Source organism: Celeribacter litoreus (assembly GCF_020165855.1).
Classification (GTDB): Bacteria; Pseudomonadota; Alphaproteobacteria; order Rhodobacterales; family Rhodobacteraceae; genus Celeribacter; species Celeribacter litoreus.
This window is the reverse complement of record NZ_JAIUFY010000005.1, coordinates 157,791-183,505: the sequence shown is the minus strand read 5'-3', so window position 1 is coordinate 183,505 and position 25,715 is coordinate 157,791. Positions and strand designations below refer to the sequence as shown.

General features: G+C 56.8%; 24 protein-coding genes. 2 read left to right on the top strand and 22 right to left on the bottom strand.

Going from position 1 to position 25,715, the window contains the following annotated elements; all coding sequences use genetic code 11:
• A complete protein-coding gene (locus LA304_RS02855) occupies positions 1-765 on the bottom strand; it encodes an ion transporter (protein WP_224501613.1) in 765 nt (254 codons plus the stop codon).
• Positions 766-880: 115 nt separating this feature from the next.
• Here LA304_RS02855 and LA304_RS02850 point away from each other — a divergent pair, with 115 nt between their 5' ends.
• Complete coding sequence (locus tag LA304_RS02850) at positions 881-1,660, top strand: transglutaminase family protein (protein WP_224501612.1); 780 nt, start codon at positions 881-883, stop codon at positions 1,658-1,660.
• 106 nt (positions 1,661-1,766) lie between these two features.
• Here LA304_RS02850 and rplP read toward each other — a convergent pair whose 3' ends face one another.
• The 15 genes from rplP to LA304_RS02775 all read right to left on the bottom strand — a co-directional run bounded on the left by rplP (position 1,767) and on the right by LA304_RS02775 (position 13,296).
• On the bottom strand, positions 1,767-2,180 hold the full coding sequence (gene rplP / locus LA304_RS02845) for a 50S ribosomal protein L16 (RefSeq protein WP_224501611.1): 414 nt from the start codon (positions 2,178-2,180) through the stop codon (positions 1,767-1,769).
• Positions 2,181-2,194: 14 nt separating this feature from the next.
• The gene (gene rpsC, locus LA304_RS02840) at positions 2,195-2,905 is read right to left on the bottom strand and encodes a 30S ribosomal protein S3 (protein ID WP_224501610.1); all 711 of its coding nucleotides are present in this window, start codon (positions 2,903-2,905) and stop codon (positions 2,195-2,197) included.
• Positions 2,905-3,285, bottom strand: coding sequence for a 50S ribosomal protein L22 (gene rplV / locus LA304_RS02835; RefSeq protein ID WP_167601426.1), 381 nt, complete (start codon positions 3,283-3,285; stop codon positions 2,905-2,907). The genes rpsC and rplV overlap by 1 nt, the downstream gene beginning before the upstream one ends.
• A gap of 3 nt (positions 3,286-3,288) precedes the next feature.
• The gene (gene rpsS / locus LA304_RS02830) at positions 3,289-3,567 is read right to left on the bottom strand and encodes a 30S ribosomal protein S19 (protein WP_224501609.1); all 279 of its coding nucleotides are present in this window, start codon (positions 3,565-3,567) and stop codon (positions 3,289-3,291) included.
• A 3-nt stretch (positions 3,568-3,570) separates the two neighbouring features.
• Positions 3,571-4,413 carry a 50S ribosomal protein L2 gene (rplB, locus tag LA304_RS02825; protein ID WP_224501608.1) on the bottom strand — a complete coding sequence of 281 codons (843 nt, stop codon included), beginning with the start codon at positions 4,411-4,413 and terminating at the stop codon, positions 3,571-3,573.
• 460 nt (positions 4,414-4,873) lie between these two features.
• Positions 4,874-5,170: a 50S ribosomal protein L23 gene (locus LA304_RS02820; protein ID WP_224501607.1), complete on the bottom strand. Its 297-nt coding sequence runs from the start codon at positions 5,168-5,170 to the stop codon at positions 4,874-4,876.
• Complete coding sequence (rplD, locus tag LA304_RS02815) at positions 5,167-5,763, bottom strand: 50S ribosomal protein L4 (RefSeq protein WP_224501606.1); 597 nt, start codon at positions 5,761-5,763, stop codon at positions 5,167-5,169. The genes LA304_RS02820 and rplD overlap by 4 nt, the downstream gene beginning before the upstream one ends.
• A complete protein-coding gene (gene rplC, locus LA304_RS02810; protein WP_224502468.1) occupies positions 5,760-6,494 on the bottom strand; it encodes a 50S ribosomal protein L3 in 735 nt (244 codons plus the stop codon). Before rplC ends, rplD begins: the two co-directional genes overlap by 4 nt.
• Positions 6,495-6,511: 17 nt before the next feature.
• Positions 6,512-6,820, bottom strand: coding sequence for a 30S ribosomal protein S10 (gene rpsJ / locus LA304_RS02805; RefSeq protein ID WP_066607445.1), 309 nt, complete (start codon positions 6,818-6,820; stop codon positions 6,512-6,514).
• Between the two features lie 131 nt (positions 6,821-6,951).
• Entirely contained in the window at positions 6,952-7,713 is a 762-nt protein-coding gene (locus LA304_RS02800) for a GIY-YIG nuclease family protein (protein ID WP_224501605.1), read from the bottom strand.
• 133 nt (positions 7,714-7,846) lie between these two features.
• A complete protein-coding gene (gene tuf, locus LA304_RS02795) occupies positions 7,847-9,022 on the bottom strand; it encodes an elongation factor Tu (protein ID WP_224501590.1) in 1,176 nt (391 codons plus the stop codon).
• 74 nt (positions 9,023-9,096) lie between these two features.
• Positions 9,097-11,214, bottom strand: coding sequence for an elongation factor G (fusA, locus tag LA304_RS02790; RefSeq protein ID WP_224501604.1), 2,118 nt, complete (start codon positions 11,212-11,214; stop codon positions 9,097-9,099).
• A gap of 24 nt (positions 11,215-11,238) precedes the next feature.
• Positions 11,239-11,709, bottom strand: a complete 471-nt coding sequence (rpsG, locus tag LA304_RS02785; RefSeq protein WP_224501603.1) for a 30S ribosomal protein S7 — start codon at positions 11,707-11,709, stop codon at positions 11,239-11,241.
• Positions 11,710-11,721: 12 nt separating this feature from the next.
• Positions 11,722-12,093 (bottom strand): 30S ribosomal protein S12, encoded by a 372-nt coding sequence (gene rpsL / locus LA304_RS02780; RefSeq protein WP_008204009.1) that lies wholly within the window; start codon positions 12,091-12,093, stop codon positions 11,722-11,724.
• Positions 12,094-12,384: 291 nt separating this feature from the next.
• A complete protein-coding gene (locus LA304_RS02775; RefSeq protein WP_224501602.1) occupies positions 12,385-13,296 on the bottom strand; it encodes a DMT family transporter in 912 nt (303 codons plus the stop codon).
• 141 nt (positions 13,297-13,437) lie between these two features.
• Here LA304_RS02775 and LA304_RS02770 point away from each other — a divergent pair, with 141 nt between their 5' ends.
• On the top strand, positions 13,438-14,436 hold the full coding sequence (locus LA304_RS02770; protein ID WP_224501601.1) for a glycosyltransferase family 2 protein: 999 nt from the start codon (positions 13,438-13,440) through the stop codon (positions 14,434-14,436).
• Positions 14,437-14,516: 80 nt separating this feature from the next.
• On the opposite strand, the gene rpoC is transcribed toward LA304_RS02770, so the two are convergent.
• The 6 genes from rpoC to rplK all read right to left on the bottom strand — a co-directional run bounded on the left by rpoC (position 14,517) and on the right by rplK (position 25,647).
• Positions 14,517-18,758 carry a DNA-directed RNA polymerase subunit beta' gene (gene rpoC / locus LA304_RS02765; protein WP_224501600.1) on the bottom strand — a complete coding sequence of 1,414 codons (4,242 nt, stop codon included), beginning with the start codon at positions 18,756-18,758 and terminating at the stop codon, positions 14,517-14,519.
• A 55-nt stretch (positions 18,759-18,813) separates the two neighbouring features.
• Positions 18,814-22,950 carry a DNA-directed RNA polymerase subunit beta gene (gene rpoB / locus LA304_RS02760; RefSeq protein ID WP_224501599.1) on the bottom strand — a complete coding sequence of 1,379 codons (4,137 nt, stop codon included), beginning with the start codon at positions 22,948-22,950 and terminating at the stop codon, positions 18,814-18,816.
• Positions 22,951-23,202: 252 nt separating this feature from the next.
• Entirely contained in the window at positions 23,203-23,577 is a 375-nt protein-coding gene (gene rplL, locus LA304_RS02755) for a 50S ribosomal protein L7/L12 (protein WP_224501598.1), read from the bottom strand.
• A 69-nt stretch (positions 23,578-23,646) separates the two neighbouring features.
• On the bottom strand, positions 23,647-24,162 hold the full coding sequence (rplJ, locus tag LA304_RS02750; protein ID WP_224501597.1) for a 50S ribosomal protein L10: 516 nt from the start codon (positions 24,160-24,162) through the stop codon (positions 23,647-23,649).
• A 337-nt stretch (positions 24,163-24,499) separates the two neighbouring features.
• Positions 24,500-25,198 carry a 50S ribosomal protein L1 gene (gene rplA / locus LA304_RS02745; protein WP_224501596.1) on the bottom strand — a complete coding sequence of 233 codons (699 nt, stop codon included), beginning with the start codon at positions 25,196-25,198 and terminating at the stop codon, positions 24,500-24,502.
• Positions 25,198-25,647 (bottom strand): 50S ribosomal protein L11, encoded by a 450-nt coding sequence (gene rplK, locus LA304_RS02740; protein WP_224501595.1) that lies wholly within the window; start codon positions 25,645-25,647, stop codon positions 25,198-25,200. The genes rplA and rplK overlap by 1 nt, the downstream gene beginning before the upstream one ends.
• Between the last annotated feature and the right edge of the window lie 68 nt (positions 25,648-25,715).

The window sequence follows — 25,715 nt, the reverse complement described above, 5'->3', positions numbered from 1 at the left end:
TCAGCGCCGCTCCAGCGCCTTTTCGATCCGGTCCAAACGGCTCAACACGTCGTCGCGGTAACTGTCCGTGGCGGCGTGTTCTTCTTCGACGTGGGCCTCCTGCATCGTGGACACGATGAGGCCGACGACGAGGTTCATGACTGCGAACGCTGTGATCAAAATGAAGGGCACAAAGAACAGCCATGCCTGCGGATGCACCTCCATCACCGGACGCACCACCCCCATGGACCAGCTCTCAAGCGTCATGACTTGGAAAAGAGTGTAGAGCGACTCCCCCAGAGTGCCGAACCATTCGGGGAATGTCGGCCCATAGAGCTTTGTCGCGATCACTGACCCGATGTAGAAGATGATCCCAGTCAGCAGGAAAACAGAGGCCATCCCCGGCAGCGCGAGGATAAACGCCTCGACCACACGGCGCAGGCTCGGGACAACCGACACCACCCGTAGAAGTCGCAGAATGCGGAGCGCGCGAAGGACAGACAGCCCCTCCCCCACCGGTGAGAGTGAAATCCCGACAATCGCGAAATCAAAGAGGTTCCAACCGTCACGGAAGAACCTAAATCCCTTCGCATATATCTTCGCAACGAGTTCAAGCACGAAAACACTCAGACAGATCATATCGAGCGTTTCGATCAGCGCCCCTGCGCGCGCCATTATCGTCTCCGAGGTCTCAAGCCCGAGAATGATCGCGTTGAACAGGATCACCCCCATGATCACGTGGCGGGTCATATCCTGATCGAGAAACTTCGAAATCTGTGCGCGCATTTTCTATCCGTCCGGTTCTTTAGCCCTTTGATATGGAGGGCATTGGAGCTTCTACAAGAGGCGGGCCACTTGATTTTGCACGCGCAGCATGGCCTTCTGTGGGCAGGAGGCTCCCATGCGCTTCACAGTCCGGCACGAAACGCTCTATCGCTACTCGGCCCCCGTCCGCCTCGGGGATCAGGTCCTGCGCCTCAAACCCTTCGGGGTTGATGGTCTCGACCACTCCTATGACATCACCCCTGCCCCATTCTGGCGAGAAGACGGCCTGTCGCCCTTCGGGACCCCAGAGACACGGGTCGGGTTCGACGGCGAAACGGATGTGCTGAAAATTGTCAGTCGCTTTACGTGCGAGACCATCGAAGCAATTGGACCTCCGCCGGAAAGCGACCTGTCGACCTACCTAAAGCCTTCTGGTGCAAGCACCGTAGCTGACTTCGCGAGCGAGCTCCGTTCACAGGCCGGAAGCACCGACAGGTTCCTTCTGCTCCTCACGGAGACACTCTATCGTCAAACCGACCGGCACATCCGACCGACTGGATACGCGCAGACTTCTCTGGAAACTTTAGAAACCCGCAAAGGCGCCTGCCGTGACCTCGCAGTGCTCTTCATTGACGCCTGCAGAAGCCTCGGCATCCCCGCGCGGTTTGTCTCCGGCTATCAGGCCAAGGCGGAGAGCGTTGACGGCAAACGCCACCTCCAGGCCTGGCCAGAGGCCTATCTGCCGGATCTCGGCTGGCGCGGGTTCGACCCGACGCACGGGGTCGCGGTTACAGACGGTCATGTCCCTCTCTCCGCCGCACCGGACCAATTGGCCACGATGCCGATTGAAGGCGGTTTCTGGGGAGAAGGCGTCAGCTCCGAATTGGAGTTCGGGTTGGAAATTGAAGCCCGTTAGACCGACACCGACTTAGTAGGTCGCATCAAAGGAAAGGCCCCGCTCTAAAGCGGGGCCTTCTATCTTTCAAAAGACTGTCAGAACGCCGCTTTCGCGGCACTCGAACTTACCAGTCTTCTTTTTGCACAGTGCGGGTTTTGATCGGGAGTTTCATTGCAGCGAGGCGCAGAGCTTCGCGAGCAACGTCTTCCGACACGCCGTCGATTTCGAACATCACACGGCCCGGCTTCACTTTGCAGACCCAACGGTCAACAGAGCCTTTACCTTTACCCATACGAACCTCGACCGGCTTTGCAGTCACAGGGGTGTCCGGGAAGATACGGATCCATACGCGACCCTGACGCTTCATGTGACGCGTCATGGCACGACGAGCAGCTTCGATCTGACGTGCAGTGATACGCTCCGGCTCAACGGCTTTGAGGCCGAAGGTGCCGAAGTTCAGATCGGAACCGCCTTTTGCCTGGCCGTGGATCCGGCCTTTGTGCATTTTGCGGAATTTTGTACGCTTAGGCTGAAGCATTGATCAGACCCTCCTTAGCGGCGGCCGCCACGGTCACCGCGAGGTGCCGGACCGGCTTGTGCTTCTTCAGCGCGACGGTCACGAGCCTGCGGGTCGTGTTCCATGATCTCGCCTTTGAAGATCCAGGTTTTGATGCCGATGATGCCGTAGGCAGTCGACGCTTCGGCGTGTGCGTAGTCGATGTCAGCACGCAGGGTGTGAAGCGGCACGCGGCCTTCGCGGTACCATTCGGTACGAGCGATTTCAGCACCACCGAGACGGCCAGCAACGTTCACGCGGATGCCGAGGGCACCCATACGCATTGCGTTCTGCACAGCGCGCTTCATGGCACGACGGAAGGACACACGACGCTCGAGCTGCTGAGCGATGGACTCGGCCACCAGAGCAGCGTCGAGTTCCGGCTTGCGCACTTCAACGATGTTGAGGTGCAGCTCGGAGTCGGTCATCGCAGCGACTTTCTTGCGCAGACCTTCAATGTCAGCGCCTTTCTTGCCGATGATGACACCCGGACGTGCGGTGTGGATCGTGACGCGGCACTTCTTGTGCGGACGCTCGATGATCACACGGCTGATGCCGGCTTGCTTGCATTCTTCTTTGATGAAATCGCGGATTTTCAGGTCTTCCAGAAGAAGATCACCGTAATCTTTGGTATCAGCGTACCAGCGGCTATCCCAGGTGCGGTTGACCTGGAGACGCATGCCAATCGGGTTTACCTTATGACCCATTAGTTTTGCTCCTCAACTTGACGCACCTTGATGGTGATTTCCGCGAACGGCTTCATGATCTTGCCAAAACGACCACGTGCACGCGGGCGACCGCGCTTCATGGTGAGGTTTTTACCAACCCAAGCTTCTGCGACGATGAGCTCATCGACGTCGAGACCGTGGTTGTTTTCAGCGTTGGCAATAGCGGACTGAAGGCACTTCTTCACGTCAACAGCGATACGCTTGTTGGAGAACGTGAGGTCGGTGAGAGCCTTGTCCACTTTCTTGCCGCGGATCATCTGAGCCACGAGGTTCAGTTTCTGCGGGGAAACGCGAAGCATTTTGGTTTTTGCCATTGCTTCGTTGTCAGCCACGCGACGGGGATTTGCTACCTTACCCATGACTTATTTCCGTTTCGCTTTTTTGTCTGCGGCGTGACCGTAGTAGGTACGAGTCGGTGCATATTCACCGAACTTCTGACCGATCATGTCTTCCGAGACGTTGACGGGGATGTGCTTCTGACCGTTGTACACACCAAAGGTGAGGCCAACGAACTGAGGCAGGATGGTGGAGCGACGGGACCAGATCTTGATGACCTCGTTACGACCGCCCTCGCGAGCTTTTTCAGCCTTCTTGAGGACGTATGCGTCCACAAACGGGCCTTTCCAGACAGAACGTGCCATATCTTAGCGACCCTTCTTCTTGGCGTGACGCGAGCGGATGATGAGCTTGCTGGACGCCTTATTCTTGTTGCGTGTTTTCGCACCTTTGGTCGGCTTGCCCCAAGGGGTAACCGGGTGACGACCACCAGAGGTCCGGCCTTCACCACCACCGTGCGGGTGGTCGATCGGGTTCATAACAACACCACGAACGGACGGGCGGATGCCCTTGTGGCGGTTACGACCGGCTTTACCGAAGTTCTGGTTGGAGTTGTCAGGGTTGGACACGGCACCGACGGTGCACATGCATTCCTGACGGACGAGACGCAGTTCGCCAGAAGAAAGGCGGATCTGTGCGTAGCCACCGTCGCGACCAACGAACTGAGCGTAGGTGCCTGCAGCGCGGGCGATCTGGCCGCCTTTGCCCGGTTTCAGCTCGACGTTGTGCACGATGGTACCGATCGGCAGACCGGAGAACGGCATTGCGTTGCCCGGCTTCACGTCAGCCTTGGCAGAAGCGATAACTTTATCGCCAACAGCCAGACGCTGCGGAGCGAGGATGTATGCCTGCTCGCCGTCTTCGTATTTGATGAGCGCGATGAACGCGGTGCGGTTCGGGTCGTATTCGATCCGTTCCACGGTAGCTGCGACGTCAAACTTCGTGCGTTTGAAGTCGACGATGCGATAGAGACGCTTTGCCCCGCCGCCTTTGCGGCGCATCGTGATCCGTCCGGTGTTGTTCCGGCCGCCGTTCTTGGTCAAACCCTCGGTGAGAGATTTGACCGGGCGCCCTTTCCAAAGCTCCGAACGGTCGATCAGAACCAGCCCACGCTGGCCAGGCGTCGTCGGTTTATACGACTTGAGTGCCATAGTTTCTGTCTTCCGTTTGCTTTGGGTCATCTCATGTAGCCACTGTGGCTACGACCCGTTTTCGTCTAAGGCCGGGGGCCTTACGACCCTCGTCCCACACAAATCACGGGCCCCAAGAACGAATCCGGGGCCGTGAGATGGGCGGGGTATAGTGCGAGTTGGGGGAGGAGTCTATAGCGGAGTGGAAATAATCCACTGTGGCTGGGAAATGAGCGCGAGCGCCTGCCCGTGGGGTGGCGCACTATGTTCAGATCGGCGCACTTTATCTCAGCCAAGCTACTCCATGATCTAAGCGTTGCACAAAGATAGCCAAAGCGCCAGCCCTCTGGGGCGGGCAGGTGCTCGCGCGGCGGCTACGCCTTGATTCCGCGCGGTTGCGCTCCATCGACGGTTCACAACAAAAAAGCCCCCCGGCTCTCACCGAAGGGCTTCTTCATTTCTGCCGATCTAAGCGGTGTGCTTAAAGACCGGTGGACACGTCGATGGCGTTGCCGTCTTCGAGCGTGACGTAGGCTTTTTTGACGTCTTTACGCTTGCCCGGCTGACCGCGGAAACGCTTGGTCTTACCTTTGGTGACAACCGTGTTGACCGCTTTCACCTTCACACCAAAAAGCTCTTCAACAGCTTTTTTGATCTGCGGTTTGTTGGAGTCGATGGCGACTTCAAAAACAACAGCACCGTTTTCGGAAGCCATGGTGGCTTTCTCGGTGATGATCGGCTTGCGGATCACGTCGTAGAGTTCAGCTTTGTTGGTCATTTCAGGCGAGCCTCCAGAGCTTCGACACCTGCTTTGGTGATCACGAGAGTGTCACGCTTCAGGATGTCATAGACGTTAGCGCCAATGGTCGGCAGCACGTCAACGCCAGCGAGGTTCGCAGCCGCAGCTTTGAAGTTCGCATCAACGTCAGCACCGTCGATCACCAGAACGCGCTTCCAGCCCTGCTCTTTGACAGCTTTGGCCAGCAGTGCGGTTTTGGCTTCTGCGAGTTTCGCATCTTCCACAACCACGAGATTGCCGGAGGCAGCTTTCGCGGAGAGTGCGTGCTTCAGGCCGAGCTTACGGAATTTCTTCGTAAGATCGTGACCGTGGGAACGCGGGGTCGGGCCTTTGTAGATACCACCTTTGCGGAAGATAGGCGCCTTACGGGAACCGTGACGTGCGCCGCCGGTGCCTTTCTGACGATAGATCTTCTTGGTGGAGTAAGACACTTCAGAACGGGTCTTGACCTTGTGGGTACCCTGCTGCGCGTTGTTGCGCTGCCAACGAACCACGCGGTGCAGAATGTCTGCACGCGGCTCGAGACCGAACAGAGCCTCATCGAGGTCGAGTTTGATCACGTTAAAAGTCATGCTTCACCTCCTTCTGCCGGAGCTTCTTCAGCCGGAGCTGCAGTTGCCTCGGTGGCAGCGGATTTCAGAGCGGCAGGAAGCGGCAGATCAGCCGGAGCGGCTTTCTTGACAGCATCCTTGATGGTGACCCAGCCGCCTTTGGAGCCAGGAACGGCGCCTTTGACCATGATCAGGCCACGGTCGGCGTCGGTCTTGACGACCTGAAGGTTTTGGGTGGTGACACGGGCAGCACCCATGTGACCGGCCATCTTTTTCCCTTTGAACACACGACCCGGGTCTTGACACTGACCGGTGGAACCGTGGGAACGGTGGGAGATGGACACACCGTGCGACGCACGCAGACCGCCAAAGTTGTGACGCTTCATCGCACCGGCAAAACCTTTACCGATGGACGTGCCGGAGACGTCAACGAACTGACCTTCGAGGTAGTGCTCAGCGGAAAGCTCAGCGCCAACTTCGATCAGCTTGTCTTCGTCTACGCGGAACTCAGCAACTTTACGCTTCGGAGCCACGTTCGCAGCAGCGAAGTGACCGCGCATAGCTTGCGAGGTGCGTTTTGCTTTTGCGTTGCCAGCACCGAGCTGAACGGCTGTGTAGCCGTCTTTCTCGATCGTGCGCTGAGCGACGACTTGCAGGTTTTCGAGCTGGAGAACGGTAACAGGGATCTGTTTACCGTCTTCCATGAAGAGGCGGGTCATGCCGACCTTCTTCGCGATAACACCAGAGCGCAACATCTCTATTGCCCTCCTTAAACTTTGATCTCGACGTCCACACCAGCAGCGAGGTCGAGCTTCATGAGCGCGTCAACGGTCTGGGGGGTCGGGTCAACGATGTCGAGAAGACGCTTGTGCGTACGGATCTCGAACTGATCGCGGGATTTTTTGTCGATGTGAGGACCACGGAGAACCGTGAACTTCTCAATCTTGTTCGGCAGCGGGATCGGGCCACGGACCTGAGCGCCAGTGCGCTTTGCCGTGTTGACGATTTCCTGGGTCGATGCGTCGAGCACGCGGAAATCGAATGCCTTCAGCCGAATACGGATGTTCTGGCTTTGCATTACATTGCCTTTCAATAGGCTTTAAGGTTGAGAGGAAGATGCACGCTCATCGCACACCCTCGTCGAACCTGATGAAAAGGGCGCTAGAGCGAATCCCTCTCCATGCGTTCTCCCAAAAGAGAACTCGCGCCCTATACAGGGAGCTCGCCCTCAATGGCAAGTCTTTTCCTCTTCAACTCCGCAAGATGTTCCAAAGCCGGGCCTTTTACCTCGGTATACAGCAATTCAAACCATTCGGTACCGGTCCCACCGCGAAGGCGTGGCCTATCAAAATGTCGATGCAGATAAATTTCCAATGAGGCCGCATCATTTGTTCGCATAATATAGCGCAAAATCGGGATTCCAGGGTTACCCGTGCCATATTGACCAAACACACGCCCCAGCACTGCGCCAATATCATCGCTTACATGTCGCCCAATCTTGCAACATGGAAAATTGGCTCGATCCAAGATACTATCAGTATAGACATAAACACACTCGCTTCCCTCCCCGAAAAATTTGGTGTTCGCGGAGGAGATTTTCCTTTCCTCAATCAGTCTGCTGTTCCCGCCATGTTCAATTTCGAGGTTGCCAGCGTCTGTAAGCGCCTGAACATCTGTTATCCAGTTCGTTAACGCGTCCGCTACTTCATCATAATCAAGGGCGCCACCTCGAATTAGACCATGTTCAAGGAGGCAAATAATCGCTGCATGTCGAATATCGCCTGCCCACCCCTTCCGGGTATCGAAACTGAATCCAGGACCCATTTTAGAAGAGTAGCGCGCAAAGGCTTCGCTCCGTGAGCTCGGTAAGTTACCAAGCTCAGCGTCAGCCAAGATTAATTGCAAGGCCTGCCTCTGAAGCGGTCGCATTGCGCGAACGACCGCAGCGTGTCCCATAATACGCGTAGTCAATACATACTCCCTTAATAAATAATTGAATCAAAAATGGCCATCAGCAGCCTATCGACGCCTCGCTCGTTGTCAAAGAATAGAAAAAGGGCCCCACTTTCGTGGAGCCCTTTCTAACTTTCAAATCAGCGAGAGATTACTCGATGATTTTGGAGACAACGCCGGAACCCACGGTGCGGCCGCCTTCGCGGATAGCGAAGCGGAGGCCTTCTTCCATGGCGATCGGTGCAATCAGCTCAGCGGAGAGCTTCAGGTTGTCGCCAGGCATAACCATCTCGGTGCCTTCCGGCAGGATGCAGGTACCGGTGACGTCCGTCGTACGGAAGTAGAACTGCGGACGGTAGTTCGCGAAGAACGGGGTGTGACGGCCACCTTCTTCTTTGGTGAGGATGTAGACCTCAGCCTCGAATTTGGTGTGCGGGTTCACGGAGCCCGGCTTACACAGAACCTGACCACGCTCAACGCCGTCACGGTCAACGCCGCGCAGCAGGGCGCCGATGTTGTCGCCAGCTTCACCGCGGTCAAGCAGTTTGCGGAACATTTCAACACCGGTACAGGTGGTTTTCTTCGTGTCGTGGATACCAACGATTTCGATCTCGTCACCTACGTTGATCACGCCGCGCTCAACACGACCGGTCACAACGGTACCACGACCGGAGATCGAGAACACGTCTTCGATCGGCATCAGGAACGGCTGGTCGATCGCACGCTCAGGCTCAGGGATGTAATCGTCCACTGCAGCCATCAGTTCTTTGATCTTCTCTTCGCCGATTTCCGGATCGCGGCCTTCCATAGCGGCCAGAGCGGAACCTGCGATGATCGGAATATCGTCGCCCGGGAAGTCGTACTCGGACAGAAGCTCACGGATTTCCATTTCGACGAGCTCGAGAAGCTCTTCGTCGTCAACCTGGTCAACTTTGTTCATGAACACGACGAGAGCCGGAACGCCAACCTGACGCGCAAGCAGGATGTGCTCACGGGTCTGCGGCATCGGGCCGTCTGCTGCGTTCACAACCAGGATACCGCCGTCCATCTGGGCAGCACCGGTGATCATGTTTTTCACGTAGTCAGCGTGACCCGGGCAGTCAACGTGTGCGTAGTGACGGTTCTCGGTCTCGTACTCAACGTGAGCCGTCGAGATCGTGATGCCGCGAGCTTTCTCTTCCGGCGCACCGTCAATCTGGTCGTACGCTTTGAAGTCACCAAAGTACTTGGTGATCGCTGCAGTCAGAGTCGTTTTGCCGTGGTCAACGTGGCCGATCGTGCCGATGTTGACGTGCGGTTTGTTACGTTCAAACTTACCTTTAGCCATGAAGGCCTCCTGTCTTATTCGAAGTGGGGATCAGGCTCCTGCCCGACCCCCGATTTGGGTTTTGACCTACGCCCTTAGGCGTATTTGGCCTGAATTTCTTCCGAGATGTTGCTCGGGACCGGCTCGTAGTGGTCGAACTGCATCGTAAACTGCGCACGACCAGAGGACATGGAACGCAGGGTGTTGATGTAGCCGAACATGTTGGCGAGCGGCACGAACGCGTTGATGGCAACTGCGTTGCCGCGCGGTTCCTGACCGGTCACCTGACCACGACGGGAGGTAAGGTCACCAATGATACCACCGGTGTATTCTTCCGGGGTGATGACTTCCACTTTCATCATCGGCTCGAGCAGTTTCGCGCCAGCTTTGCGCATGCCTTCACGCATACACATACGGGATGCGATTTCGAACGCGAGAACGGAGGAGTCAACGTCGTGGAACTTACCGTCGATGAGAGCCACTTTGAAGTCGATCACCGGGAAGCCAGCAAGCGGACCGGAGTCCATGACGGAGTTGATGCCTTTTTCCACACCCGGGATGTATTCCTTCGGAACAGCACCACCAACGATGCGGGATTCGAAGGAGTAACCTTCGCCCGGCTCTGTCGGAGAGATGATGAGTTTCACCTCAGCGAACTGACCAGAACCACCCGACTGTTTCTTGTGGGTGTAGGCGTGCTCGACTTCGTGGGAGATCGTCTCGCGGTAAGCCACCTGCGGAGCGCCGATGTTGGCTTCCACTTTGAACTCGCGCTTCAGACGGTCGACGAGGATGTCGAGGTGAAGTTCGCCCATGCCTTTCATGATGGTCTGACCGGACTCGAGGTCGGTCTCCACACGGAAGGACGGGTCTTCAGCTGCCAGACGAGCGAGACCTTGAGACATTTTCTCTTGGTCGCCTTTGGTTTTCGGCTCAACTGCGATCTCGATAACAGGATCCGGGAAGGTCATGGTTTCGAGAACAACCGGCTCTTTGACGTCGCAGAGGGTATCACCGGTGGTCGTGTCTTTCAGACCGGCCAGAGCGATAATGTCGCCTGCAAATGCCTCTTCGATCTCCTCACGGTTGTTGGAGTGCATCATCATCATACGACCGACGCGCTCTTTCTTACCTTTGGTGGAGTTCAGAACGGTGTCGCCCTTGCTCATCACGCCGGAGTAGATACGGGTGAAGGTCAGGGAGCCAACAAACGGGTCGTTCATGATTTTGAACGCGAGGCCGGAGAACGGCATCTCGTCGTCTGCACGACGCGCGATGTTCCGAACTTCTTCTTCGTCACCCGGTTTGAAGCCCATGTAATCAACAACGTCGAGCGGGCTCGGCAGGTAGTCGATCACAGCGTTGAGCAGCGGCTGAACACCTTTGTTTTTGAACGCGGAACCACCGAGAACCGGAACGAAGTCCAGAGCGAGGGTACCTTTGCGCAGCAGTTTGCGCAGGGTAGCTTCGTCAGGCTCGTTGCCTTCGAGGTATTCCATCATGGCGTCGTCGTCTTGCTCAACAGCAGCTTCGACCATTTTGCCGCGCCACTCGTCTGCCATGTCCTTGAGGGAGTCACGGATCGGAGCTTTGACCCAGGATGCACCAAGGTCTTCACCCTGCCACAGCCACTCTTCCATGTTGACGAGATCGATCAGACCTTCGAGTTCGGTCTCGGCACCGATCGGAATACCAACCGGAACAGCGCGTGCGCCGGTGCGGTCTTCGATCATGTGAACGCAGTTGAAGAAGTCTGCGCCGATCTTGTCCATTTTGTTGACGAACACGATACGCGGAACCTTGTAGCGGTCAGCCTGACGCCACACGGTTTCGGTCTGCGGCTCAACACCAGCGTTGGCGTCGAGAACAGCCACGGCACCATCGAGAACGGCGAGCGAACGTTCCACCTCAATGGTGAAGTCCACGTGGCCGGGGGTGTCGATGATGTTCAGACGGTGCTTCGGCGTCTGAGCGGTTTCACCGTCTTCGGTGCGTTCCCAGAAGGTGGTCGTCGCAGCGGAAGTGATGGTGATACCGCGTTCCTGCTCCTGCTCCATCCAGTCCATGGTGGCTGCACCGTCGTGCACCTCACCAATGTTGTGGGACTTGCCGGTGTAGAAGAGGATGCGCTCGGAACAGGTGGTTTTACCTGCATCGATGTGCGCCATGATACCGAAGTTGCGGTATCGGTCGAGGGGATATTCGCGTGCCATGGGGCTCGTGTCCTTCGGGTTTGATTACCAGCGGTAGTGGCTGAACGCTTTGTTGGCGTCGGCCATCTTGTGGGTGTCTTCGCGTTTCTTCACGGCGGCACCGCGACCGTTCACTGCGTCGAGCAGCTCACCGGCGAGGCGTTCTTCCATCGTGTTTTCGTTGCGAGCACGGGACGCGGTGATCAGCCAACGGATGGCCAGAGCTTCGCGGCGCTCGGTGCGAACTTCAACCGGAACCTGATAGGTTGCACCACCCACACGACGGGAGCGAACCTCAACGGAAGGCTTCACGTTGTCGAGGGCTTCGTGGAACACTTCAACCGGTGCTTTTTTCAGCTTGGACTCAACGCGGTCAAGCGCGTTGTAGACGATCTTTTCGGCAACAGATTTTTTGCCGTCGATCATCAGGTTGTTCATGAATTTGGTCAGCACGCGATCGCCATACTTGGCGTCGGGCAGGACTTCGCGCTTCTCAGCGGCGTGACGACGAGACATTCTATGATCTCCTTACTTCGGACGCTTCGCGCCGTATTTGGAACGACGCTGCTTACGGTCTTTGACGCCCTGGGTATCCAGAACACCGCGGAGGATGTGGTAACGAACACCCGGAAGGTCTTTTACACGGCCGCCGCGGATCAGAACCACAGAGTGCTCCTGAAGGTTGTGGCTTTCACCCGGGATGTAAGAGATGACCTCGAAACCGTTGGTCAGGCGCACTTTGGCAACCTTACGCATAGCGGAGTTCGGCTTCTTCGGGGTGGTGGTGTAGACGCGTGTGCAAACGCCACGCTTCTGGGGGCATTGCTCCAAGTGCTGAGACTTGGAGACCTTACGTTTAGGCTGACGCGGCTTGCGGATCAGCTGCTGAATCGTCGGCATAGGGCTCTTTCCCGTTTCCTAACTAGATGAACCTCGGCGGCGGCTTTTGACGGCCCGCCGGGGCGATTACGATGTTTGATGTGCCACACGCGTCCGCATAACACGAAAACCCGCAATCGTTCCCATTCCGAGGCGAACGACGCGGTGAGTTCCCAGAGGATGTTCGCCTCAAAGCGGCTCGCATCTTGATCACTACGATTTAGAAGTCGGCAAAACAGGGACGTCCCCTGAGCCGGATGCGCGCGGTATAGGTAGAGTCGGACACCTTGTCAACAGCCACCCCTCCCGATGTCATCCTTGCGCGGCGCGCAGCGCACGGCGCCTCAGCTGTGCTTCACGCCAAACGGTATAGACCCCGGTGCCTGCAATCACGAATGCACCCGTCAACGCCATCGCGTTCGGCCATTCGCCGAAAGCGAAGAAGCCGATCAACAATGCCCAGACCAAAGCCGTGTAACGGAACGGAGAGACAAACGACATCTCCCCTACCCGCATAACGGTCACCGATGTCACATATCCGACGACAAGGCAGATTCCGGAACCGAACAACTGCCCCCAATGGGTGAGTGAGACGGGTTTCCAGTCCACGCCGATCGACGCGAGCCCCGTCACGAGCCAGACTCCAAACACTGCCCCCAGCGTGACGGTTGTCGTTGGAACAGTCGCGCTCATCTTGCGCACAGAAATATCGCGCACTGTCACGCAAAGCATCGCGAAAATCGCAAAGAATGCGTAACCGCTAAAGCCCTCGCGGCCCGGCTGGACAATCAACATCACCCCCGCAAATCCGATGAAGATTGCAACGAGCCTGCGCCACCCCAGTGGATCACGAAACAGGAGAAAACCGGCAATCGTGATACTCAGAGGCATCGTCTGCATAATTGCTGTCGCGTTCGCGAGCGGCATATGGCTCACCGCCGTGAGGAACGCCATCGCTGCAAGCACTTCAGCGAAAGAGCGGACAAAGACGAACATCCAATCGCGCTTCGAGAGATCGAAACGCACCGGGCCGATAATTGGGACCAGAATGAGGAGCACCATCACAATATTCAGAGAGGCGCGAAGGAAGAGGGCTTGAAACAGCGGCAGGTCAGCGAGAACTGCCTTCATGAAGCTGTCGTTCGTCGTGAACGCAGCCATAGACAACGTCATGATCAGCGCGCCGCGCGTATTTTCAGGAAGAGACGACAGGATTCGAGTCATAAAGGCACCTTTCGAGTTCCCGCTAACATCCGCTCGGCCACTTGGGAAGGGATCTTAGCTGTGCACGATCGCGACACCCCGCCTCTTGCTCCTGCGCAACGGGATTTGCATAATGAGCTCAATAGTTTCGGGAATTGATTTATGGGCGAACGTCTCGTCGTCACCACCATGCGCAACGAGGGTCCGTTCATTCTCGAATGGGTGACTTGGTATTTGATGCTGGGCTTCGACCACATTGTCATCTTTTACAATGACTGCACTGACCATTCACCCGGTCTCTTGCGGCGTCTCTCCGACGCAGGGCTTGTCACCGCCGTAGAGTACAAACCCAAACCGAAGAAACCCGTCAAGCAAACAGCTCTCCCGCTCATAATGGCGCACCCGCGGGTGCAGGCGGCCGAATGGGTTTTGAACATCGATGTGGATGAGTTTCTGGTGATCCATGTCGGCGACGGGCGCCTCGATGACCTCTTTTCCGCGTTCAAGGTGAACCGGCTTCATGGGATCGGGATCTATTGGAAGTGCTTCGGCGACAGCGGACGCGCACAATGGGAAGACGGTCTCACGCATCGCCAGTTCAACAAGGCGTCAGAAAGCAAAGACCGGGCAAATATCTTTTTTAAGACTCTTATTCGTAATCCTGCTGATTTTAAAAAGATCGGCATCCACTCTCCAAAAGGCTGGCAGGGCGAGGGTCAGTGGGGCACTGCGCCGAACGTGTTTAAGCGCTGCGATGGGGCTACGATGCGCAGCTTCGACCCGGACACAAACTCGATTCTCTTCACCAAATCCCGCTGGATTACGCACGAGTATGCCCAACTCAACCATTACGCAGTCCGAACTCGGGAGAGTTTCGAGCTTAAATTCGGCACCCCGTCCCCTGCCGCGAATAAGGATCGCTACACCGAAAAATTCTTTGAGGCGAAGAACCTCAACACCGAGACAGATGAGAGTGCACTGAAATACGCAGAGCTTTTTGATGCGATCTATAAAGAAGTCTCGGCTCTACCGGATGTGATGAAACTCCACCACCGCTGTTGCATGGATTACGTAGAGCGACTGGGAGAAGTTCACGGGTTCGATGCGAAAGATGACCCGCGTTGGAAGCATCATCGCCGCGAAAAGAACGCGCGTAGCTAAACGCCCGTCCCGACACTGAGAGAGTCAAAAGAAAAGGCCCCGCGTTTCCGCAGGGCCTTTCAAATTTTCTATCGAAGATCTTAGTCTTCGGAACCTTCCGGCGTTTCGACAAAGAGCGTATCGCCAGCATCGTCGCCCATATCCATGGTCGGAGCTGCCAGCTGTGCAGCGGCTTCTGCCTCTGCGCGGGCTTCCTCGATCACCACATTGTCGCGCTCTGCGGCAATGCGACGGACGCGTTGGGTTGCGCCACCAGTACCGGCCGGGATGAGACGACCCACGATGATGTTCTCTTTGAGACCCACCAGTTTGTCGCGTTTGCCCTGAACCGAAGCCTCCGTTAGAACACGGGTCGTTTCCTGGAAGGACGCAGCAGAGATGAAGGAACGGGTCTGCAGGGACGCCTTGGTGATCCCGAGAAGGATCGGCTGACCTTTTGCAGCGCGGCCGCCTTTGGCTTCCGCTTTCTCGTTGGCTTCATCGAACTCGACCTTATCGACCGCTTCGCCTTTGAGCAGAGTGGTATCACCCGAGTCGAGGATCTCCCATTTCTGCAGCATCTGGCGCACGATGACTTCGATGTGCTTGTCGTTGATCTTCACGCCCTGCAGTCGGTAAACCTCTTGCACCTCGTCGATCATGTAGTCAGCGAGCGCTTCGACGCCCATGATGGCGAGAATGTCGTGCGGTGCCGGGTTGCCGTCCATGATGTACTCACCCTTCTGGATGAAGTCGCCTTCAGCCACAGGGATGTGCTTGCCTTTCGGCACCATGTATTCAACGGGCTCCAGCGTGTCGTCCGACGGTTCGATCGAGATCCGACGCTTGTTTTTGTAGTCCTTGCCGAAGCGCACGTAACCGTCGATCTCCGCGATGATTGCGTGATCTTTCGGGCGACGTGCTTCGAAAAGTTCGGCCACACGCGGCAGACCACCGGTAATGTCCTTCGTTTTCGCACCTTCGCGCGGAATACGTGCAACTACGTCACCGGCCATGATGTCCTGACCGTCCTCAATGGAGAGAATGGCGTCCACAGACATCAGGTAGGTCACCGGGTTACCGGCTTCGTTGCGCATCGGCTCACCGTCCTCGCCGAGGACGAGGATTTCCGGCTTCAGATCACTGCCGCGCGGCACAGAGCGCCAGTCAACCACGATCTTCTGGGTCATGCCGGTTGCGTCATCGGTTTCGTCACGCACGGAGAGGCCCGTGATGAGGTCAACAAACTTCGCTTTACCGGATTTCTCCGCGATGATCGGAAGGGTGTACGGGTCCCACTCAAAGAGTTTTTCGCCGCGACCAACCGTCTGACCATCCGTCACGAAGACCTTCGTGCCGTAGCCGAGTTTGTAGGATGCACGTTCCACACCGTTGTCGTCGATGATCGCGAGCTGCATGTTGCGGCCCATAACGATCTGTTCGCCATGACGGTTGCTGAGAAGGTTCGCATCGCGAAGCTCGATCTTGCCTTCTTGGTTCGCTTCCTGGAACGACTGCTGACCACCCTGCGCAACGCCGCCGATGTGGAAGGTCCGCATCGTCAGCTGCGTGCCCGGTTCACCAATGGACTGAGCCGCGATGATGCCGACGGCCTCACCTTGGTTCACCAGCGTGCCGCGAGCAAGGTCACGACCGTAGCAGCTTGCACATACGCCCTCTTCCGCCTCACAGGTGAGCGGCGAACGGATGCGCATGGACGCGATGCCAGCCGCCTCGATGGCGTCGGCTTTGCGTTCGTCGATCAACTCGTTCTTGGAGACGAGAACCTCATCGGTGCCCGGCTTGAGAACGTCATCAGCAGACAGACGACCAAGGATACGCTCGGCGAGAGTTGCAACAACTTCACCGTCGTTGACCGCAGCTTCCGCCGTGATCGCACGCTCGGTGCCACAGTCGACTTCGCGCACGATGCAGTCCTGTGCCACGTCGACGAGACGACGGGTCAGGTAACCGGAGTTCGCGGTCTTCAGAGCCGTATCCGACAGACCCTTACGAGCGCCGTGGGTCGAGTTAAAGTACTCGAGCACGGTCAGACCTTCTTTAAAGTTCGAGATAATCGGCGTTTCGATGATCTCGCCCGAAGGTTTCGCCATAAGGCCGCGCATACCGCCCAGCTGTTTCATCTGCGTCACGGAACCACGCGCACCGGAGTGGGCCATCATGTAAACCGAGTTCGGTTCCATTTCAGCGCCATTCTCGTCACGCTTGTTGGCGGAGATGGTGTTCATCATCGCCTCGGTGACTTTGTCGTTACACTTGGCCCAGGCGTCGACAACTTTGTTGTACTTCTCGCCCTGAGTGATCAGGCCGTCCATGTACTGTTGTTCGAAGTCTTTCACCTGGTCGCGGGTGCCTTCAACGATGTCCCATTTGTTGTCCGGGATCACCATGTCGTCCTTGCCGAACGAGATACCTGCCTTGAACGCTTCTTTGAAGCCCAGGGACATGATCTGGTCACAGAAGATCACCGACTCTTTCTGACCGCAGTAACGGTAGACGGTGTCGATGACACGCTGGACGTCTTTCTTCCGCAGAAGCTGGTTCACGAGTTCGAAAGGTGCTTTCGCGTTGAGCGGCAGCAGGGAGCCAAGGCGCAGGCGGCCCGGAGTCGTTTCATAACGCTTCCAAACTTCCTGACCGTGCTCGTCGATCTGCTTGATCCGCGCGGTGATTTTGGCGTGCAAGTGCACTTCACCAGCATTCAGAGCGTACTCGACTTCCTCGATGTCGGAGAAGACCATGCCTTCGCCCTTCATGCCTTCGCGCTCCATCGTGATGTAATAGAGGCCAAGGATCATATCCTGCGACGGCACGATGATCGGCGCGCCGTTTGCCGGCGACAGCACGTTGTTCGTGGACATCATCAGGACACGGGCTTCGAGCTGTGCTTCAAGAGACAGCGGCACGTGAACAGCCATCTGATCACCGTCGAAGTCAGCGTTAAACGCGGAACAGACGAGCGGGTGCAGCTGAATGGCTTTACCTTCGATCAGCGTGGGTTCGAATGCCTGAATACCGAGCCGGTGAAGCGTCGGCGCTCGGTTCAAGAGAACCGGGTGCTCACGGATCACTTCGTCGAGAATATCCCAGACTTCTGGACGTTCTTTCTCCACCAGCTTCTTCGCCTGCTTCACAGTGGAAGACAGACCTTTGGCTTCAAGGCGCGAGTAGATGAACGGCTTGAACAATTCGAGCGCCATCTTCTTCGGCAGACCACACTGGTGCAGCTTGAGTTCCGGACCAGTCACAATGACCGAACGGCCGGAGAAGTCGACGCGCTTACCCAAAAGGTTCTGACGGAAACGACCCTGCTTACCTTTGAGCATGTCGGAGAGCGACTTCAGCGGACGCTTGTTCGCGCCGGTGATGACGCGGCCACGACGACCGTTGTCAAACAGAGCGTCAACAGACTCCTGAAGCATACGCTTTTCGTTCCGGACGATGATGTCCGGAGCACGCAGCTCGATCAGGCGCTTGAGACGGTTGTTCCGGTTGATCACACGACGGTAGAGGTCGTTGAGGTCGGAGGTCGCGAAACGGCCACCATCGAGCGGAACCAGCGGGCGGAGTTCTGGCGGGATCACAGGGATCACGGTCAGGATCATCCACTCCGGACGGTTGCCGGACTCGAGGAAAGATTCCACGATTTTCAGACGCTTGATGATCTTCTTCGGCTTGAGCTCACCGGTGGCCTCTTTGAGGTCTTCACGCAGTTGTTCTGCGGTGGACTCAAGGTCGATGTTGGAGAGCATCTTACGGATGGCTTCGGCGCCGATGTCGGCCTCGAACGCGTCCATGCCGTAGAGATCCTGGGCATCCATGTACTCTTCTTCGGTCATCATCTGACCGTAGGTGAGGTCGGTGAGACCCGGTTCGATCACCACGTAGTTTTCGAAATACAGCACACGCTCCAGATCACGCAGCGTCATGTCGAGCATGAGGCCGATCCGGCTCGGGAGGGATTTCAGGAACCAGATGTGTGCAACAGGCGCGGCCAGTTCGATGTGGCCCATACGCTCGCGGCGCACTTTCTGGAGGGTAACTTCAACACCACATTTTTCGCAGACAACGCCGCGGTATTTCATGCGCTTATATTTGCCGCAAAGGCATTCGTAGTCTTTGATCGGGCCAAAGATACGCGCACAGAAAAGACCGTCACGCTCCGGCTTGAAGGTCCGGTAGTTGATGGTTTCCGGTTTTTTGATTTCCCCGTAGGACCACGACAGGATGCGCTCCGGCGATGCGAGCGAGACTTTGATCTCGTCGAAAGTCGCAGGAGAAGCGAGCGGGTTGAACGGGTTTGTGGTCAGTTCCTGGTTCATATTTTGAGTTCCTCAAATTGTCTCGGAAAGGGAGGAGAGAAGTGGGCCGCAGCCCTTACTCCTCACCCTCCGAGTCCAGGAGTTCCATGTTGAGGCCGAGGCCGCGGACTTCTTTGACAAGCACGTTGAAGGATTCCGGCACGCCGGCTTCAAAGTTGTCTTCGCCCTTGACGATCGACTCGTAGACTTTTGCACGGCCGGCCACGTCATCCGACTTGACCGTGAGCATTTCCTGCAGGGTGTAAGCAGCACCGTAAGCTTCGAGAGCCCAGACCTCCATCTCCCCGAAACGCTGACCACCGAACTGCGCTTTACCACCGAGCGGCTGCTGGGTGACGAGCGAGTACGGACCCGTGGAACGGGCGTGAATTTTGTCGTCCACGAGGTGGTGCAGTTTCAGCAGGTACTTCACGCCAACCGTGACCTTACGAGCGAATTTCTCACCCGTGCGGCCATCAAAGAGATCGGACTGAGCCGAGGTGTCGAAACCTGCGCGGGTCAGAGCGTCGTTGATGTCAGCTTCTTTGGCACCGTCAAAGACCGGAGTCGCGATCGGAACACCGCGGGTCACGTTGCTGGCAGCGTCGATAAGGTTGTCATCATCCATCGGTTCGAAGCCCTCTTCATAGACTTCTTCGCCGTAGACGAACTTCAGCGCATCGCGAACCGGGGTCATGTCACCGGAGCGACGGTATTCACCGAGAGCTTCGTCAACTTGGAGACCGAGGCCACGAGATGCCCAACCCATGTGGGTTTCGAGGATCTGACCAACGTTCATACGCGAAGGCACGCCGAGCGGGTTGAGACAGAAATCAACCGGTGTCCCGTCTGCGAGGAACGGCATGTCCTCCATCGGAACCACGCGGGAGATAACACCTTTGTTCCCGTGACGACCAGCCATCTTGTCACCCGGCTGAAGCTTGCGCTTCACCGCGATGAAGACTTTGACCATCTTCATCACGCCCGGCGGCAGGTCGTCGCCACGACGGACTTTTTCGACCTTGTCTTCAAAGCGGTGCTCGAGGGCACGTTTCTGAGCTTCGTACTGGGCGTTCAGAGCCTCGACGATTTGCGCGTCGGCTTCATCTTCCAGTGCGAGTTGCCACCACTGGCCTTTGGACAGCATGCCGAGCAACTCGTCATCGACAGACACACCAGCTTTCACGCCTTTCGGACCTTTTGCGATGGTTTTGCCCATCAGCAGGTCTTTGAGACGTGCGTAGATGTTACGGTCGAGGATCGCCATCTCGTCGTCGCGGTCGCGTGCGAGGCGTTCGATTTCCTCACGCTCGATCTGCAGCGAACGTTCGTCTTTTTCAACGCCGTGGCGGTTGAAGACACGAACTTCCACAACAGTACCGTAATCACCCGGCTTCACGCGCAGAGAGGTGTCACGCACGTCGGACGCTTTCTCACCGAAGATGGCGCGGAGAAGTTTTTCTTCCGGCGTCATCGGGCTTTCGCCCTTCGGAGTGATTTTACCAACGAGGATGTCACCCGGCTCCACGTGGGCGCCGATGTACACGATACCCGCTTCGTCGAGGTTGCGCAGAGCTTCCTCGCCGACGTTCGGGATGTCGCGGGTGATTTCTTCCGGCCCAAGCTTCGTATCGCGAGCAGCGACTTCGAATTCCTCGATGTGAACCGAGGTGAAGACGTCGTCACGTGCGATACGCTCAGAAATCAGGATGGAGTCTTCGTAGTTGTAACCGTTCCAAGGCATAAACGCGACGATCACGTTTTTACCCAGAGCGAGTTCGCCCATATCCGTGGACGGACCATCGGCAACCACTTCGCCCTTCTCAACCGTCTGACCCACTTTCACCAGCGGACGCTGGTTGATGCAGGTGTTCTGGTTGGAACGCTGGAACTTGCGCAGACGGTAGATGTCCACACCCGGATCGCCCGGCTCGAGATCGGCGGTTGCGCGGATCACGACGCGGGTTGCGTCCACTTGGTCGATGATACCAGCACGTTTCGCCTGAATAGCAGCGCCGGAGTCGATTGCGACTTTGCCTTCCATACCGGTGCCGACGAGCGGCGCCTCTGCGCGCAGAAGCGGCACGGCCTGACGTTGCATGTTCGAGCCCATGAGAGCGCGGTTCGCGTCGTCGTTTTCGAGGAACGGGATGAGCGCCGCAGCAACAGACACCAGCTGTTTCGGCGACACGTCGATCAGGTCAACGTTTGCCGGCGGGTTCAGCGCGTGCTCACCGGACTGACGAGTGGACACGAGATCGTTCACAAATTTGCCGTCAGCGTCGAGGGTCGCGTTGGCCTGAGCCACGGTGTGACGCATCTCTTCGGTCGCGGACATGTAGGACACATCATCCGTCACCTGACCTTCAATAACCTTACGGTACGGGGTCTCGATGAAGCCGTATTTGTTCACGCGAGCGAAGGTTGCCAGCGAGTTGATCAGACCAATGTTCGGACCTTCCGGCGTCTCAATCGGACACATACGACCGTAGTGCGTGATGTGAACGTCACGAACCTCAAAACCAGCGCGTTCGCGGGTCAGGCCGCCCGGCCCGAGTGCGGAAAGACGACGCTTGTGCGTGACTTCCGAAAGCGGGTTGGTTTGGTCCATGAACTGCGACAGCTGCGAGGAGCCGAAGAATTCGCGGACGGCAGCAGCGGCGGGTTTCGCGTTGATGAGATCCTGCGGCATGACCGTGTCGATCTCGACGGAGGACATACGCTCTTTGATCGCGCGCTCCATACGCAGAAGACCCACGCGGTACTGGTTCTCCATGAGTTCACCAACAGAGCGCACACGACGGTTGCCGAGGTGGTCGATGTCGTCCACGTCGCCTTTGCCGTCACGAAGCTCAACGAGGCCTTTGATACAGGCAACGATGTCTTCACGGCGCAGCGTGCGGTGCGTGTCCGGCGCGTCGAGGTCGAGGCGCATGTTCATTTTCACGCGACCAACAGCGGAGAGGTCGTAACGCTCGCTGTCGAAGAACAGGCTATCGAACAGAGTGGACGCAGCCTCAACGGTCGGCGGTTCACCCGGACGCATGACGCGGTAGATGTCCATGAGCGCGGTTTCGCGGTTCATGTTTTTGTCCATCGCCATGGTGTTGCGGATGTACGGACCGACGTTCACGCCGTCGATGTCGAGAACCGGAATGTCGGTGATGCCGTTGTCGAGCAGCTCTTTGAGGGAGCCGCCGATCACGTCGCCGTCTTTGTCCAGTTCGTAGGTGAGCTCGTCACCGGCCTCGACGTAGATCGCGCCGTTTTCTTCGTTGATGATATCCTTCGCAACGAATTTGCCAACGATCTGCTCGAACGGCAGAAGAAGCTCGGTCACAGAGCCTTCGTCGATGATCTTCTTGACCGCACGCGGGGTCATTTTGTCACCGGCTTTACAGATCACTTCGCCAGTCGCGGCGTCGACGAGGTCGTAGGCCGGACGAGTGCCGCGCACGCGCTCGGGGAAGAACTTGGTCACCCAACCTTTGTTCTTCTCAAGCTTGTACTCAACAGTGTTGTAGTAGGCGTCGCAGATTGCTTCCTGATCGAGACCCAGCGCGTAAAGCAGCGTGGTCACCGGCAGTTTGCGGCGGCGGTCGATACGGGAATAGACAACGTCTTTGGCGTCGAATTCGAAGTCGAGCCAGGAACCACGGTACGGAATGATGCGGCAAGCAAACAGCAGTTTACCAGAGGAGTGCGTCTTGCCCTTGTCGTGGTCGAAGAACACGCCCGGGGAGCGGTGCATCTGGGACACGATTACGCGCTCTGTGCCGTTCACGACGAAGGTGCCGTTCGGCGTCATCAGAGGCATGTCGCCCATGAACACGTCTTGTTCTTTGATGTCTTTAACCGACTTCGCGCCAGTGTCTTCATCCACATCAAAGACGATGAGGCGGAGAGTCACTTTGAGCGGCGCGGCATAGGTCATGTCACGCTGCATGCACTCCTCAACGTCGTACTTCGGAGCTTCGAGCTCGTAGCGCACGAATTCGAGAACAGCCGTCTCGTTGAAATCCTTGATCGGGAAAACCGACTGGAACACGCCCATGATGCCTTCGCCGTCGAGCGGCGTCGCTGCATCTCCGGATTTCAGGAAGAGTTCGTAGGAAGATTTCTGAACCTCAATGAGGTTCGGCATTTCAAGTACTTCACGAATTTTACCGTAGTACTTGCGGAGCCGTTTCTGGCCAAGGAAGGACGATGCCATACGCGTCTACACCTTTCGAATTTTCGCAAGCGTCATTCTCCGTTGGGTGCCGGAGGATGAGCCCTGACGAAACAGAGGGGTTCGATCTATTCCTGCTCCCGACCCAAAGGGAGCTCCCGATCTTTGAACCTCTCCTGAGAAAAGACCTTTTTCGTAACGCTCTCGCGAAAGGTCCTTTCTAAGACAGGTTAAGCTGGACCCGGGAATTCCCGGATCCAGCCCATATTTTGGTTGGCCGCAAGGCCGAGGCGATTAGGCCAGCTCGACAGTCGCGCCAGCTGCTTCCAGCTTAGCTTTGACTTCTTCAGCTTCAGCTTTCTCAACGCCTTCTTTGATTTTGCCGCCAGCTTCAACGAGCTCTTTGGCTTCTTTGAGGCCGAGACCGGTCAGGCCGCGAACTTCTTTGATGACGTTGATTTTGGATGCGCCAGCGTCTTTGAGAACGACGTCAAATTCGGTCTTCTCTTCTGCTGCTGCGCCAGCATCGCCTGCCGGGCCAGCCATCATTACAGCGCCGCCAGCAGCGGGTTCGATGCCATACTCGTCTTTGAGGATGGTTTTCAGTTCTTGTGCTTCGAGAAGGGTGAGACCCACGATCTCTTCTGCAAGTTTCTTCAGATCAGCCATTGTACTGTTTCCGTTCGTTTAAGATGTGTTCCAACGCGTGTGTTTACAACCACGTCGGTCTCTAATTGCTTATGCAGCAGCCTTGTCTTCGATAGTAGACAGGATGCCAGCGATGTTCGAAGCAGGAGCGCCAATCGCGCCAGCGATGTTGGAAGCAGGTGCACCAATGCAGCCAACGATGGAGGCAATAAGCTCCTCGCGGGACGGCATCTGTGCCACGGCTTTAACACCAGCGACGTCGAGTGCGTTTTCACCCATTGCACCACCGAGGATCACGAACTTGTCGTTATCTTTGGCATATGCATCGGCGACCTTGGCAGCAGCCACAGGATCTTCCGAGTAGGTGAGAACGGTCATGCCCGTCAGGAATTCAGCAACGCTTGCGCAAGGCTTTCCGTCGAGGGCGATTTTGGCGAGCTTGTTCTTGGCAACGCGGACGGACCCACCAGCTTCACGCATGCGAGCGCGCAGGTCCTGCATTTCAGCAACCGTGAGACCTTCGTAGTGGGCAACCACAACGACGCCAGAGCTGTCAAAGATTTGGCCGAGCTCTTCGACCATTTTTTCTTTTTGTGCTCTATCCACAGTTTTACTCCAAGTATGGGAGGGTCTCCCCTCCCGGCTCAATTCTACCGGTTGAAACCGGCACGAAGTCCGTTACGGGGCTGCGCCAAAGTCGCCCGAGGTTAGCCTCGGAGAAACTTGTCGTCTTCCCGTCTCAGGCAGGAATTATGACCGACATATCCCGATCACCCACCGTCTTGGACGAAACGCAAAACAGCGCACGACGAATCGCACGCTGGGATGCAAGAGGGTGTTTAGAAGGAATTAAGGGTGCGCGCAACCCATTGCATCACCTCAAAACCGAAAACAAAAGGCGCCCCTCGCGGAGCGCCTTTCAAATTCTCACTAAGTTTAAAACTTAGTTGCCGGAAGCGGAGTCCACAGAGATGGAAACACCCGGGCCCATGGTCGAGGACAGGGAAACCTTCTTCATGTAGGCGCCTTTTGCACCAGTCGGCTTTGCTTTCTGAACAGCATCCACGAATGCGCGGATGTTTTCAGCGAGCTTGGAAGCGTCGAAGGACACTTTGCCAACACCAGCGTGCACAACACCGGCTTTCTCGGCTTTGAACTGAACTTCACCGCCTTTAGCAGCTTCAACAGCAGCTTTGACGTCCATGGTCACAGTGCCAACCTTCGGGTTCGGCATCAGGTTGCGCGGGCCGAGGATTTTACCGAGACGGCCAACGATCGGCATCATGTCCGGCGTTGCAATGCAACGATCGAACTCGATGGTGCCGCCCTGAATGGTTTCCATCAGGTCTTCTGCACCAACGATGTCTGCGCCAGCAGCGGTTGCTTCGTCAGCCTTCGGGCCACGAGCGAACACAGCAACGCGGACGGTTTTACCGGTGCCGTTCGGCAGGGTCACAACGCCGCGAACCATCTGGTCTGCGTGACGCGGGTCAACACCGAGGTTGAGCGCGATTTCAATGGTCTCGTCGAATTTTGCGGTCGCGTTTGCTTTGATCAGCTCAACTGCTTCCTCGACGGTGACGTTCTCTTTGCCAGCGAAAGCTTCACGGGCAGCTGCGGTACGTTTGCCAACTTTCGCCATCACTTCACCTCGATGCCCATGGATTTCGCGGAGCCAACGATGATCTGCATTGCTGCTTCAACGTCATTCGCGTTCAGGTCTTTCATCTTCGCTTCTGCGATCTCGCGCACTTGGGCAACGGTCACGGATGCGACGGTCTCACGACCCGGCAGGGACGCGCCTTTGGGGCGGTTCCGTTTGCCGACCGGCTTAAGACCAGCTGCCTTCTTGAGGTAATAAGATGCCGGCGGCGTCTTGATGTCCATCGCGAAGGATTTGTCGGAGTAGTAGGTGATCACGGTCGGGCACGGTGCACCCGGCTCCATATCCTGCGTCTTAGCGTTAAACGCCTTACAGAATTCCATGATGTTGATACCACGCTGACCGAGCGCCGGACCCACTGGCGGGGACGGGTTCGCTTGACCGGCGGGCACTTGCAGCTTCATCGTACCTGCGAGTTTCTTAGCCATTGGCCTTTTCCTTTCCAACGGTCACAAAACGCGTTTCGTGACCTCTTATGTTGTGTGGTCTGAATTGG